The following is a 14,415-nucleotide window of genomic DNA, read 5'->3' as shown; positions in this document are numbered from 1 at the left end:
TTTTCTAAATTAGCCATAATTAAAAAGCCTAAGTCACAATCGACCTAGGCTTTTAACATTATAGATTCACCCTCACTGCCCACTCTCGCGAAAGGCCATTGTTTCAGCTTGAGTAACCACTGTATCAATCGCTTCCGCCGCAAAGTCAGGCGGATAACCAAATTGGCGTAATAGGCGTTTAACCGCGACCCGCATTTGCGCGCGCGTTGATTCACGAGCCGACCAATCCGTCCCGAGATTTTTTCGCACTTCATCTACAAGGCGGCGTGCTAATTCATGGAGCTTTTCTTCACCTAATTCTTGAACCGCTTTATCATGGTTTGATAGCGCATCATAGAATGCCACTTCTTCCGGTGATAGTCCAAGTTCTTGACCGGCATTGCGAGCTGCCGTAATTTGATTAGCTAACTCAATCAGTTCCCGAATCACAATTTCCGTTGTTACTCCACGTTTATTGTAGCTTTCAATGGATTTTTCAAGCAATTCTTTAAATGAATTAGCCTTGGTAAGGTTAGAACGTGCCAATGACTTAACCTGCCCATTGAGCAATTGCTCCAATAAGCTCAAAGCTAAGTTCTTTTGCGGCATGTTTTCAACTTCTTTTAAGAAGGCGTCTGAAAGAATTGAAATATCAGGTTTTTCAATTCCTAAATCAGCATATAGATCAACTACTTCACCTGTAACGACTGATTTATCTAAGATTTGGCGCATCCGCAAGTCAATTTCCTTTTGGCTTGCACCACCGGTCACCGTCATTTTAATCATAGCACTCTTAATGGCTTTAAAGAACGCGATCTCATCATTGATAACTTGTGCTTCATGACTTGTAGCAACTAACGCAAAGGCACGCGTTAATTGTGTTACAACATCAATGAAGGTTCGTTTCTCGTCTTTATCAAGTCCTTCAAGTTCATTCCATGTATTGCGAAAGGCATTCATCCGCGTTTCGCGATCCGTTGAATTATACCCACGATAGTCAATACCGTACATGAAATCGTTCTTGATAATCTCGTACTTTTCCATCATCAACTTAATCGCGGTACCTTCATTGATATCAACTTGCTTTTGATCATTTGGTGTATATTGCTGCAAGGCTTGCTTTAAGTTATCAGCAATCCCAATAAAATCAACGACTAATCCACCACCTTTATCCCGAAAGACCCGATTAACACGGGCAATAGCTTGCATCAGGTTATGCTCTTTCATTGGCTTATCGATATACATTGTGTTCATCGAAGGCACATCAAATCCAGTCAACGACAATCACAATTTGAAGCTCATCGTTTAAATCCTTCATCCGGCGTTCAAGTTGCTTACGATATTGCTTATTCCCAATATGTGGTTGCATTTCTTCTGGATCAGCAGCTGAACCAGTCATCACGACTTTAATCCGTCCTTTATCGACTTCCGTTGCCCCCCAAGTAGGTCGTTGAGCAACAATGGCGTTATAAATCGCTACCGCATTTCGCCGTGACATCGCAACAATCATGGCTTTCCCAAATTCTTGACCTTGACGTGTTTCAAAATGCTTAATAAATTCAGTTGCCAAGCGTTCAACCCGTGGCTTGGCACCAGCTAAGGCTTCAATTCGCGTGTATTCTTGTCGTGATTTAGTCATTTCTGGTGTATCTTCATCGACAAAGACATCATAATTTTCAGCTTCTTGCATCAAAGCATCCAAGGCACCATCATCCGCTGATAACGGAATCGTGTGACTTTCATAAAATATCTTAACCGTCGCATGGTCAGCTACTGCTTGTGCCATATCATAAATATCGATGTAGTCACCAAAGACAGCTGCCGTATTCTTATCAGTTTTACTAATTGGGGTCCCCGTAAATCCAATAAATGACGCATTTGGAAGCGCATCACGTAAATACTTGGCATAACCGTACTTGACGCCGCCATTATCGGAATACCGCGCACTCAAACCATATTGCGTTCGGTGCGCTTCATCAGCTACAACAATGACATTTGAACGGTCAGTTAATACTGGCATTTCCGTTTCATCATTTTCAAACTCGGGTGAGAATTTTTGAATAGTTGTAAAGACAATCCCACCAGCTTCAGTAGCCAGTAACTTACGCATCTCATCGCGTGAATTGGCTTGTTTCGGTACTTGACCTAAAAATTCACTGGCCGCCGCAAACGTACCTGATAGTTGATCATCCAAATCATTACGGTCATTAATCACCACAATCGTTGGATTATTCAAATTACGACTAGCAATTCCCGCAAAAAAGACCATTGAAAGGGATTTCCCTGATCCTTGTGTATGCCAAACGACCCCAATGCGATTATCATCAGGCGTATTAACGGCTTTTTGCGCACGATTAACCGCCTTATTAACCATGTAGTACTGGTGATATGCAGCTAGGATTTTGATGGTCTTATCGCCATCCATCTCAAAAATAATGAAATTACGTATTAAATTAAGTAGGACATCATGTGGTAACATCCCCCGAATTAAACTTTCAAGAGCTAGTAATGGCTTTGCTTTACCGGAAACTTCATCCGGTAACCGCCAGCCCATAAACCGATCTTCACCGGCAGTAAGTGAACCAGCACGCGCATCAATCCCATCCGAGATAATCAAAATTTCGTTGTACTGCATGTAGTCTGAAATCTCTCGTTTGTATGTCTGAAATTGATTAAACGCATTAGCAATTCCAGTCTCTTCATTCGCTAAGTTCTTTAACTCAAAAGTAACTACTGGTAGCCCATTAATAAAAATCGTAATATCTGGGCGGCGGTTATGCTCACCCTGCAGAACTGTAAATTGATTAGTCACGACATAATCGTTACGATCGGGATTATTAAAATCGATTGGATACAACGTAAACGTCTTTGATTCCCCATTGACTGAACGGGGAATCTTAATCCCTTCCACAAGCTTTTTGTGAAAATTATGATTATTCGACATTAAATCGGGATTATCAGCTAGTCTAATAAGTTGCCGATACGCTTCTTGGTAAACATCACTGTCGTAACCTGGGTTAAGCAAACGTAAGGCAGTTAATACCCGTTGCTTCAATAGAACTTCGTGTTGATCAAATCCGCGCTCAGCATTAGCGGTTGCATCATCAAGGTACGTATACCCAAGTGACTGCAGCCAATCTAAGGCAGAATCCTCAACATCACTTTCAAGCGTGAATTGCGATGGCATATTTGCGACTCCTTTATATTATTTTGTTGTTTGGTACGGGTGAAACGGTGTAAATGATAATTTAGAACTATTAAAAAAATATCTATGGGAGAACATTTCAAAAGTTGAAGATAGTAAATTTGAAACCTTGATAAGTATATCCTCAGGAAAGAGACCACCTATAAAGGAAGACTTTCAAAGCAAGGAGTATCCTATTCCTATTATTGGTGCTAGTAAAGTAATGGGGTGGACTAATGAAGAATTACTCAATGAATCAATTCTTACAATTGGCCGAGTTGGAACGCATGGTATAGTTCAACGATTTAGAATACCAGTATGGGTATCAGATAATAGTTTTGTAATAAAGGCTGATTATGAAGAAGTGGTTAACCAAATTTTACGATACAAAATAGATTGGTCTAGTCTTAATAGAGGATCCACACAGCCATTAATAACACAAAACGATTTAAAAAATGTATTAGTCTCGTTACCTAATAGTAACGAGCTTAAACAATATAATAGTATTGCAGCTCGAATCACAGATTTTCAATTTAATATCATAAAGCAAGTAGGTTCTTTAGAAAAATTACGTGATACCCTTATCAACAAACTGATATAAAACACTAAATTATCATTTAATGCATTCACTTGTTTTAAAAATAACAAACGATATGCTTTATCTAAAGTTTCAGGTAATTCAGTATCTAACGCAACCTTTAACAAAGCTATTTCTTCCTCTGAGTAACTCCCTAAATATTCCTCAAGTTCCAAAGCACTAAACAAGATATCTGGTTCATTACGGCCAGTTTCAGAAGACAACACCCGAGTTTTAGATGGTAAGTAGTCATTAACTTCCATGAAGCGAATAGCAATAATTCGATTAAACCATGTATATGCAACTTCTTCGATAAAGTCATTCAGAGTTTCTTGCCAATTTTCATCGTTAGCTCGCGCATTTAATTTAGCAACTAGCGATTTACGCCGTGCAATATCCATACCGGTAATTTGATAATTTGCGATACCATAAAATTCCATTTCTGTAGTTGACTGTGGTAATTTATCACTAATACCAGTCTCATTAATACCAAGTAGTTCAAGTTTTAGTTTAATTGAATCAATTAATTCCCGGCGCACATTAACCGCAAAATTATTTATTACTTTTTTATCCATCTTATTTCCTTTCAAAAAAAGACAAGACAACTACGGCCTTGTCTTTTTTACTATAGTGAAACATCAATATAAGATGTCTCACCATCATTTAACTGTTCCAGTATATTAGCTTTTAATTTTGCTAACTCTGTGTCTAAATCATTTTCATTCGTAATATGCCATTTGCTAGGACCGTATTGTGAAATACGGCGCATTTTAGGACTTTTAATCGGCGCAGTAATTTCAGTAGATGCTTTTTCAGTATTTGATGTAGGTGTTACTTCGACTGAATTTGGAACGATTATTTTAGCTAATTCTTTCTCAATTTGCCGCAGTAAACTTTCATAATGTCGGTCACCTAAAATTGTTTTTGAACTTAATTCTTGAATATTGACAGCACTTTTAGCTCCATTAATAATATTTTGCATTGCACTAGTAAAGTCATGACTTAATTTATCTTTAATCGCTTCATCAATATCAGTATCCTTGATTAAGCCTAAACCATTATTCAGATGTTCATTCAGTTGATCTGATACTTTTTGTTCTTCTTGATCAAATACTTTTGTAAATAACTCCGTAAATAACTCTGTATCATCCTTAATTCCTTGCAATTTTTTAGCATTGCCGGCATTTAAGGCATTGGCTAACCGATCTGCAACGGTAACCAATTCAGCATCTGTGATAAATTCTTTAGACTTATCATAGATTTCAACCTTCATCAAACCTTTATCCCAGAATTCCTGTGACTTACTGTTACGATAAAAATCAAAGACGTCATTATCTTCCATATCTTCATGCCAGTCGAGTAAGTCATCTTCTAATTTAGCAACTTCGGCATAAAATTCAGCCGTGTCGGTAATCTGTAATAATCGATTAAAGTAACTAATCCCTTTTTCTAAGTACACATGTCCTGGATACTGGTTTTTACGTCCATCATAATTTTTCAGTGTTTCCAAGTCATTATCAATAGTCTGGCGTAATTCAACGACTAAGCCATCTTCTGATTCTGTATTAAACGATCTTTTATTAAAGACATCCCGTGCAATTTCTTTTAATGTCTTAACTTGTTTTGCAGGAATCGCTTGTTTAATCTTCAATGAAAGATGCTCGTGCTGTTGTCGTTTAGTAAAGAAGTTAGCAAATTCTTGGTTAGTTCGTCGTGTATCTGCGAGTGAAATTTTTTCACCATCTAAGTTAATTTCAATTTTGCCAGTGACAAATAATTTAGCAACTAGCCAAGCCACGTCGATGTCATGATAACCATATGGTGCCATCGCAAACTTGTCGATAATTGTTTTTAATGAGACTTTCGTATTACGGGTATTTTCACTACTAATACGTTCTAGAACACTAGTAAGGGCTTGTTGGTTATCACCGTCTAGTACGTCAAGCTCCAGACCACCACGTTCCTTGAATAAGTCAACAACATCGGATTCCTTTTTAGCCGCTGTAATATAATCTAGATTCCGATAAGTATTTTCAACCGTTATTTGCATTGCTTCGTCTAAACGAGATACAAAATTCCCCGAAGCATCAATTTTTCGACCATATACATAAATATCAGCTTCTTTTAGGTTATCTAAGATATGCTTTTTAGCTGCCTCTTGTAAAGTACTTCGTTCTGCTTGCTGAGTTTTAATCAATAAAGTCGTCTTGGCATCTTGAACAGCATGATTGCTCATAACAAACTTTTCAATTCATAATGCTTGTCGAACTTCATCAAGATAATTGGTTTCAACAGGCATATCAATCATTAACGTATTTTGTGCTGATTTAACACTTAATGTAACTTCATTACGATTATCTTCACTTTGCGGAGTAATAACTTTGATTGTCAAATCATTCCGGTTTGACTTAATCGGTACATCATCAATTAATTCATTAAACTTAAAGACATAGTTACCACGCAACTTAGGATAATTAAAAGTCTCTTTAATTGCTGTACTGTCATCGAAAAACAAACTACCTAATTCAGTAGCTACTTCGCTTTCAGTAACGTTTTGCTTATCAATTTGTTTCTTAATATCTTGTTCTTGATTGGTCAAAAATTCATATCCCTGGGTTGTTTTTTCAACAAATCCTTGCGAAATCAAATCAATTAAGGCAGCTTCCACTTTTTTCTTTAATTCAATAACGTCTTCGTCCGTATTTGAAACCATTAACGTGGTAATATTATCCAATGATTTTTCAAATTGATCTACGTACTTTATCATGAACAATGTTTCAAATACACGAATTGGGAAAGAATCTAAACCACCATCAGGGTTTACACGCTCATTCTTTTGCGCATTAGTAATAACAATACGATGCTCATGATCTAAAAAGTTTTCTAATCCATCAAAGAACATGCTAAATGGTACTAAACTACTAATTGAGGCGTCTTTCATCCTTACTGCCGCTTCTTTAAAAATAGCCAACATTGAACGTTCACCTTCAGAAAGGTGTTTACCATCAGAACCATGCTCACGCACTGCCGTTAACACAGTTTGTAAAAGTTCAAATTGATATGGCACAAACGGATAAATTTCTGCATAATCATCCGCTGAACTATATTTTGCCCACTTACGTTCACCATTAAAATTAAGTTTATTATGGATTGAATTAGCATTATTTGCAAAATCACTTTCTAAAAACGCTTTTGCATCATTTGTTTTATCAAGTAACCGACGCTTAATAACTTCGTCAACATTACTTGAACTCATCGCAATTTTAGTATCAAAACGTCCTTGAATCTTTGAAAAATCAGTACCACTCAAATTTTTAGTAACTGTATCAATACTTTGTTGGGAAGTAACAATAACCCAAGCTTTACCTTTAGTTGCTACACCAAGTTCTTCGACAACAGTTTGAAGATTTAACATACGATGCACATCATCTCCGATAAATTGACCTACTTCATCGACTAGGAAGACCACATGATGATTATCACCCTGTTTATCAATGTACTTAGCCACCATTTCAGCAAAATCCTTAATACTGATAGGTTTTTGCACATCAAAATTAGGCATATCATAACCAAAATCAATTTTGACTAACGCTTCTTCAATAACTTTCTTTTCAAACGCATAACGATTACGACCATTTTCCCAATCATCATGATTACGATTAATTTCTTTATACGCAGCTTTAAAATCTTGGTATTTGCCTTCTTCAACCAACAAGCGTTCCATATCAGCAACCATAAAGTTACTATCTGTAAAGCCTTGCATCTTATTAAATTGTTGCATAAAGACATTTAAAATCGCGTTCTCATCGGATTTATTACCTGATTTTGATTCAGAATCAATATTGAATAATAAGACATCCGTTTCTATAGATGCTGCTCGATCCATGGCAGCAATCGTTGTTTGATCGGCAATTTTATTTTGTTCTTTAAAAAATTCAATAGCTGTCTTACCATCAATTTCAACTTTTGAATTTAATAAATATGACAAAATTTTAAGAAAGTGTGATTTACCGGATCCAAAAAAGCCAGAAATCCAAACACCCATTTTATCTGTTGGTCCATTAATACTTTTTAGGTATGCTGTAAAAAAATCATTGAAGTAACGTTGTAATTCTTTAGTTACAACATACTCATCTAAATCTTGACGAATTGTGTCTTGGCCACCTTGACCAACCTTAATAACTCCTTGGATATCACGAGTTATTGGCTTTACAAAAATATCTGACAGTTGCATTGTCATACTCCTTGCTATTTTAATTAATTTGTGTTGCACGATAATAATTATCGTCTTTTAATTCACCGAACATACTTAAGCGAATATTGTCGTACTCACCAGGATAGAACATAACAACTGGCATGTAGTCAATCACTTGCGTCATCGTATTAAGAATCTTATGTGAACGAATTAATGGAAATACCTTTCCCACACCAATAATAAAAACAATATCAGCTTGAGCATCAACTCGTTGCTCGATATATTCAACAAATTTATTACGTTCGTTGTTAGTTTCCATTAAATTGTTCATCTGCTCAATAACATAATCCATGCCATTTTCACGTTCAAAGTCAACAAAAACATCTGCATAGCCGTATTCATTGACAACTGACATCATAATGTCGAATAGATCGAATACTTTGATATTAACGTTGGATGTGCCAAATGGACCTGCATTAGCAATTCGTTGCACTTCTTCACGAACGTATAATTCCTCGCTTGGTTTGTACTCCAAAATAAAATATGGGACTTCACCAGACAAACCATGCTTATCTTTAAAGCTATCGTTATTTAAACGTGTTCGTAAGTTAGTAAATTTTTCGTTTATTTCGCTCATTTTATACTCCTGTAAATGCCGCAATGTAATTGCTATGGCCAATTTCATTTAGAGTATCAACTAATTTAAAATCCAGTAGATGAAATTGAATTTTGTCTACTTGATCTTCATATTTTGTCAATCCGGCTTCACGAACATAAGTTTTAATTAGCCTACTCATTCTATTCTTAGTTTCATCTGACCAATTAGCAATATCGTTACTTTCAATATCTTTTCGCCTAAAAAATTTAAGCCACTCTCTATTTTCAATCGTGGCATCACCGAGAATTATTTCATTTCGAAAGTCTTCAATTACAAAATCATGTAATAGCTGATTGGTCGCCATTATTGCACATAAATTTACAAGCCTTTGATTATCATTACTTAAATCATTAAAAATTGTCAGTAATTTATCATTGCTATGCATAATTCGTTTGTTCATGACTTGAGCAACTGATACCTTACGGCGTTCGGTCGGTTGATTATATACATTTTCTTCAATACTCAACCGGCGCATTTCTTCAGGTGTTTTACCTTGTAAGTGTAATTTAACGGCAATTGAAAATTCTTTTTGCCAGAATGAATGTGAAATTTCTCCTGACGTATACTTTTTAGCCATTAGTTAACCCTCATTTCGTAATTTCACGTTAATAAATTTAATTATACAGTATAAATACGTCATTTGAGAGGATTAAGTAAAGTATTTCCAGACTAAATTTTACTCAATATTTGCCCATCACCCAGATCAATTGCAATATGTTATAATATCAGAAACACATTCTTTAATAATAATGTAATTAAACAAATACTTCAATTTCCACCATAAAAAACGTCTACTTTAATTAAAGTAGACGTTTTTTCATTCCTATTCTAAACCAACATCCCCATCTGCTCCTCAACGTCATCGCGTAGCAAGTCAACAAAGCGGACTTGAATCTTAGCCGCGACTTCACTACCTAGTTCTGTCGCTACCAAGCTATTGAACTCACTTTCTGTATACATATCCGAATATGGGTATATCAAGATAACTTTATCAATCTGCTCGCCACGTTGCTGATAACGTGTGTAATAGGCGTACATCATGATCACTTCTTTTTCTTTTAAACGCTCATAAACTCGAGCATCAATGAATCCTTCTTTACTTTTAGTACCTTCCGTCATCAAGTAGTAATATCGTGTATATTGATCATCAGCTAATCCAAGTCGATGAATACGATCTCGTGACTGCAACATGAATGTTAGGTTGAAATTATATTCAAAGTAAACTGCATCATGAACTGTTTTATGCAATGAAATTGATTCTCCCAACGTTGCTGGATTAGATATCATAACTTGCACATTACCATCCCTAAATTCATCGATTAATCCAACTCGCTCCTGCTTAAGGGTTTGTCCGTATATGCGGTTTGCTGAAATACCTTCACGCTGCAATTCTTTTTGAATCTTACGCATCGTACCAACAAACATCCCCCAGACCATTACTTTTTTACCTTCTGAGACGAGTTGCTTTATTAATTGCACTCCTTGTTGAAAATTTGGGTGTAACCATATTTTCAACACCAAATTCTAAATACATTTGACTCAACTTCATGAATTTTTTTAGCCATTTCTTCCTGTTAAACACTTGGTTCAACTTTCAGAAAGTCCTCTACCTGATAACCCTCTTGAATCCGTGCATTGATTAAGCGACGGGTGGTAATTGTTTTTGGATTGTATCGACGCCCTGTTTTGACATTCAAGTATCTGATGATTTCTGTGCAAGCATCTTCGACCGTCTCTTTGGGACCATCACCTTCTCCTGGGTTTGATGATTGTTTAGTTTGTTGTTTATTATATTTAGTATTTGTTTTATTAGTACTTCTTAGTGGCGGGTTTTCCAATACTGGTTTTTCCAAGGGTGGATTATCCGTGGCCGGAAAACCGGTCCGTGGTGAGAATCCACTTATAGCAACGTTTTCAGCCAAATCAAGTTGGATTTGAGGATCATTTTTAAACACCGGGGTCATCGCTAATTCCCACAAACTTCCGAGGATTTCACCACTATCTGCTTGTAATTTTGAGTAGCGCAAATAACCCGCCGCTTCCAGTTCCGCAATTCCTTGCATGAACGTATCGTGCCGGGCAATATTTTCCGCAATCACCTCTTGTTCGAGGAACTCCCATTCATCCCCATGCGCATATAGATACAGGAATATCCCGCGAGCATGCCAGCTCAATTGTTGATCACACGCGAGCTGGTTATCGATAACTGTGTAATTGTGTTGTTTAATCCGATTAATTTTGACCATAGTATTCACCTCCCTTTAATAAATAGTTTTCAACTATACAGTCAAATAAGGTGGGCCAATGTGGGCATGAGTTTGGGAAGGAAAATAAAAAACCTGCCCGATTGCTCAGGCAGGTTTGGATTAGTTTGATTTTTTATTATTTAAATAGTATTCCTCAAATAACTTTTTAAGATCCAATTCAATCGCATCATTAGGATTGACAATCTGTAATAAATTATAAACTTTCTCTTGATCAATGGACTCATAAATGCCTGTTTGTAATTTATATGTTTGTTTTTTATCCGGTAAAAATATGTCTGATAACATATTATATACAGTATCCTTTGCTAAATATTGTGAGTAATACATTTTTAACCAATCTTCGTGACTTTCATGATATATAAACTGTAGAACGCCCATAAATTTTCCGCGTTTAAATTCTTTGCCATGCAGATTCATTTTTGCTTTTAAATAATCTGAACCTGTTATATTGCTAGTAATATAAGTTTCAACCTTATTATTCAAGCAAGCCTTCATACTATTTTGCTGAGGCATTATTAAAATACTATCAAAATAATATTTTATACTGAATAAAAGCGGAAAACTTCCATAATTATTAAATCTGTCATTAATAATAAGTTCAAGTGTACTTATGTCGTACTTACGTAAAATTTTGGCTATAATTTGAGCAATATTGTCAGATACCCCAAAGTACATATAATCATATTGATGCATAAAATTATCATATTGATCTATCAATTCATTAGCTATATTAATGGACTTTTCTTTTGATACAAATATGTCACTAAAGTAATCTTCATGTATAAGGGACAGTACATTAAGTTTAGTTTTATTATCACTATTAGCAATTTTTTCAATATCACTTCTAATATTAACCAAATCATCCAAACTCACTATATTTTTTATATATTCGACATAATCTACATCTTCAGTTGCTGAATAATTAAAATACCAATCAATATATTTAGTACTGAAAATCCGCCGATTTTTAGTTGACAACGCTACTTCATCTCTTTTTGAGGATTTCGCTCCTTCTATGAAACCGGTATTCAATGATTCCACATTAGATTTAGAATATCTGTTTAAGTAATAATCAACTGATGGGAAAATTCGAGTTAATAAACTAAATTCTTTAGGAAATAATTTCACAAAATCGTCATAATATTTTATTTTTTCCTTATCCCTTAAATTTTGTTCGCCTTCTAAGTATTTAAGACTAAATTCAAAATCAACGTCAACAAACATATAGCGATTCTTTTCTAATTCGCTATATGCACTTGCATTCGTTGTCTTGATGTATTCAATAACCAATAGATCTAGTAAGTAAAATTTAGAATATTTATCTTTATCTTTTTTAGGTAAATAGTTCATTGGTAAGTTGCTAACAAAATTATTAAATTGTCGTACTGTTCCGCCAATTTCAACTACTTTAGCAATAAATTGGGCGATTTCCTCAGTATCGTACTTAACATCCTTACTCTTAAACTTTTTGATCAATTTATTGGTAAACAATTCAATTTGTGAATCTTTATCTGCTAATGGCACCAGTACTTTCTTATTAACCAACTTATCCATATAATTCTGACCAACTGCTAAATTTGCAAATTTTCGCTCCACTTCAAGTTCATCATACAGTAGCACAACAATGATGTTTTTGAGTTTCCCAATTGAGTTAATAGTACTTACTAACATAAAGGCATTATCACCAGAAATACGGTCGAGGTTATCAATCGTGATGATCAGATGTTTGTCCATCTGAATTAAGTGCTTACTTAAATCATCGAAAAAATTATCAAATACTTTCTTGTTATCAGTAACGTTAAAAAGTGCATTAAATGGTGTTTTAACTTTCCCAAGCATATACCTCATAAAAGCATTCACAATTTTTTGTGAGTTGCCTAGATTAAAATTGATTTCTTTATTGGTCGTAATGGCCGTTAATAAATTACTCAAGATGGCCTCTTTTGCATCCATCTGCCATGGATCAAAATCAATGATAATTATGTTTTTCATATCTAATTCATGTTTTGCAATTTCCCAGACACTCGACTTACCACTTCCCCACGGGCCAGTGATACCAATAACTACACGATCTGCAAAATCAATTTCTTTGATGGTGTTACTTAAATCATCTGATATTACTTTACGGTTTAATTCATCAATATCAGTTGGACCATCAAGAACTATATGCTGGTAATTATTATTTGGATTATATTTTTTAGTTGATTTTAATTCTGATTGTGTCGTATAAATTCTTAATAATGTTAATACCATCCAACTAGTTAGCATTAATATACAAACAGATTTAACAAAATGTGAATTACTTGGCCTAATTGATAAAGTTATTATCAACCAGAAACTAAATAACAGAATTCTATCAATCTCATTGACAATTTTAAAATCCAGTAACTTCTTAACTTCAAATTTAATTATCAACAGTCCAACAATGATACTTATAATGCCCCATAATGAGCGATTACTAGTAAATATATCTCCTATGTCTTTAATATGAGTTGGCACATGTAATGACATTACAATCAGAACTAATCCAAATATACAGGCAAATATTGATATATTTATCCAGTTATAACGCTCCTTAAACTCGGTAATATATGTTCTTGTCATCTTAAAAAATGACATTACAAATAATTTATTTACACGCGTTTCTCGTCGATAAAGTCGATAAAATTTACGTGACATTTCCTTTATGGTTTTAATTTTAGTATCAAACACGTACCTCTCCCATTATTCCCATATTATTAACTATCCTAATTCAGGCTTAATGATACTAAAATCATCCCCTTATATCAATTTCACTACAAAAGAAGGTAACCAAACAAAAAAGTAAGTTTGTAAATTTACAACATAATCACTATAAATCCATAAAAAACTATCCCACGCTGAGATAGGCTTTTTAATATTTCCAATACATTTCCCTTCACACCCTCCGCACATCCCCCATCCCATTAAATTTAATCCGCTGCTCCTCTGCCTTAGGCAGCAACCGACTAATTAACTTCGGGTTGTACATCATTTCTAGTTGTTTTTGAGTGTTATTGGTTGTAATTATGGTTGTACGTTTTGTACAGTTACGTTCCGCATCAATTCGTTCATCGGCTACCCTAAATAATAGCTCCTGCATGTCTTTACGGACAGGTTGGATATTTTCACTACTACCACTGATAATCTTCATCCCGCCTTCGGTCCCAAAGTCGTCTAGAATCAATACATCAACTGTTTTCATCGCTGCTTCAATCTTTTCAATTCGTTCACGTGCGTCAGCATACGTGTACTGATTACCTAACATTCCAACTAGTTCTGTTGTACTGACAAACATTACTGAATACTGTTCTGCTAACTTATACATCATCGCTAGTGCTAACGATGTTTTGCCAACTCCGCCCTTACCTAGCAGTAACACATTCATTGGTTGTTTAAATTTTTGCAAACGTTTTATTTTGATCATTTCACTACCTCATATCGATTGCTAGTTTACTAACTATACAGTCAAATAAGGTGGGCATAAGTGGGCATAATTTTTGAGAAAAAAAACGGCTACCACCCGCAGCCGTCAAT

9 protein-coding genes and 2 pseudogenes are annotated in these 14,415 nt (G+C 35.1%); 1 reads left to right on the top strand and 10 read right to left on the bottom strand.

The features are described from left to right. Positions 1-72 precede the first annotated feature (72 nt). Positions 73-3,166 (bottom strand): annotated as a pseudogene (locus HF964_RS01025) (type I restriction endonuclease subunit R). A 94-nt stretch (positions 3,167-3,260) separates the two neighbouring features. Here HF964_RS01025 and HF964_RS10065 point away from each other — a divergent pair. Next, positions 3,261-3,764, top strand: a complete 504-nt coding sequence (locus HF964_RS10065; protein ID WP_420850120.1) for a restriction endonuclease subunit S — start codon at positions 3,261-3,263, stop codon at positions 3,762-3,764. Here the strand turns inward: HF964_RS10065 and HF964_RS01015 are convergent. The 9 genes and pseudogenes from HF964_RS01015 to HF964_RS00980 all read right to left on the bottom strand — a co-directional run bounded on the left by HF964_RS01015 (position 3,692) and on the right by HF964_RS00980 (position 14,305). Beyond that, positions 3,692-4,315 carry a hypothetical protein gene (locus HF964_RS01015; RefSeq protein WP_168721193.1) on the bottom strand — a complete coding sequence of 208 codons (624 nt, stop codon included), beginning with the start codon at positions 4,313-4,315 and terminating at the stop codon, positions 3,692-3,694. The genes HF964_RS10065 and HF964_RS01015 overlap by 73 nt on opposite strands. Before the next feature lie 50 nt (positions 4,316-4,365). Continuing rightward, positions 4,366-5,790, bottom strand: coding sequence for a hypothetical protein (locus tag HF964_RS09935; protein ID WP_455350901.1), 1,425 nt, complete (start codon positions 5,788-5,790; stop codon positions 4,366-4,368). A gap of 6 nt (positions 5,791-5,796) precedes the next feature. After that, positions 5,797-7,974, bottom strand: a pseudogene (gene brxC / locus HF964_RS09930) (BREX system P-loop protein BrxC); the annotation flags it as partial. Positions 7,975-7,993: 19 nt separating this feature from the next. Then, positions 7,994-8,572 carry a DUF1788 domain-containing protein gene (locus HF964_RS01005; protein ID WP_168721192.1) on the bottom strand — a complete coding sequence of 193 codons (579 nt, stop codon included), beginning with the start codon at positions 8,570-8,572 and terminating at the stop codon, positions 7,994-7,996. Between the two features lies 1 nt (position 8,573). Beyond that, entirely contained in the window at positions 8,574-9,170 is a 597-nt protein-coding gene (locus HF964_RS01000) for a BrxA family protein (protein ID WP_168721191.1), read from the bottom strand. Positions 9,171-9,421: 251 nt separating this feature from the next. Continuing rightward, the gene (locus HF964_RS00995) at positions 9,422-10,072 is read right to left on the bottom strand and encodes a helicase-related protein (RefSeq protein WP_420850114.1); all 651 of its coding nucleotides are present in this window, start codon (positions 10,070-10,072) and stop codon (positions 9,422-9,424) included. A gap of 95 nt (positions 10,073-10,167) precedes the next feature. Continuing rightward, positions 10,168-10,839, bottom strand: a complete 672-nt coding sequence (locus tag HF964_RS00990) for a conserved phage C-terminal domain-containing protein (protein WP_168721190.1) — start codon at positions 10,837-10,839, stop codon at positions 10,168-10,170. A 120-nt stretch (positions 10,840-10,959) separates the two neighbouring features. Continuing rightward, positions 10,960-13,572: a P-loop NTPase fold protein gene (locus HF964_RS00985; protein WP_168721189.1), complete on the bottom strand. Its 2,613-nt coding sequence runs from the start codon at positions 13,570-13,572 to the stop codon at positions 10,960-10,962. A 205-nt stretch (positions 13,573-13,777) separates the two neighbouring features. Continuing rightward, positions 13,778-14,305 carry an ATP-binding protein gene (locus HF964_RS00980; protein WP_168721188.1) on the bottom strand — a complete coding sequence of 176 codons (528 nt, stop codon included), beginning with the start codon at positions 14,303-14,305 and terminating at the stop codon, positions 13,778-13,780. Between the last annotated feature and the right edge of the window lie 110 nt (positions 14,306-14,415).

The organism is Periweissella fabalis, from assembly GCF_012396505.1.
Taxonomy (GTDB): Bacteria; Bacillota; Bacilli; order Lactobacillales; family Lactobacillaceae; genus Periweissella; species Periweissella fabalis.
Note: the sequence above shows the minus strand (reverse complement) of the source record. Positions and strands in the feature narration are given on the sequence as shown.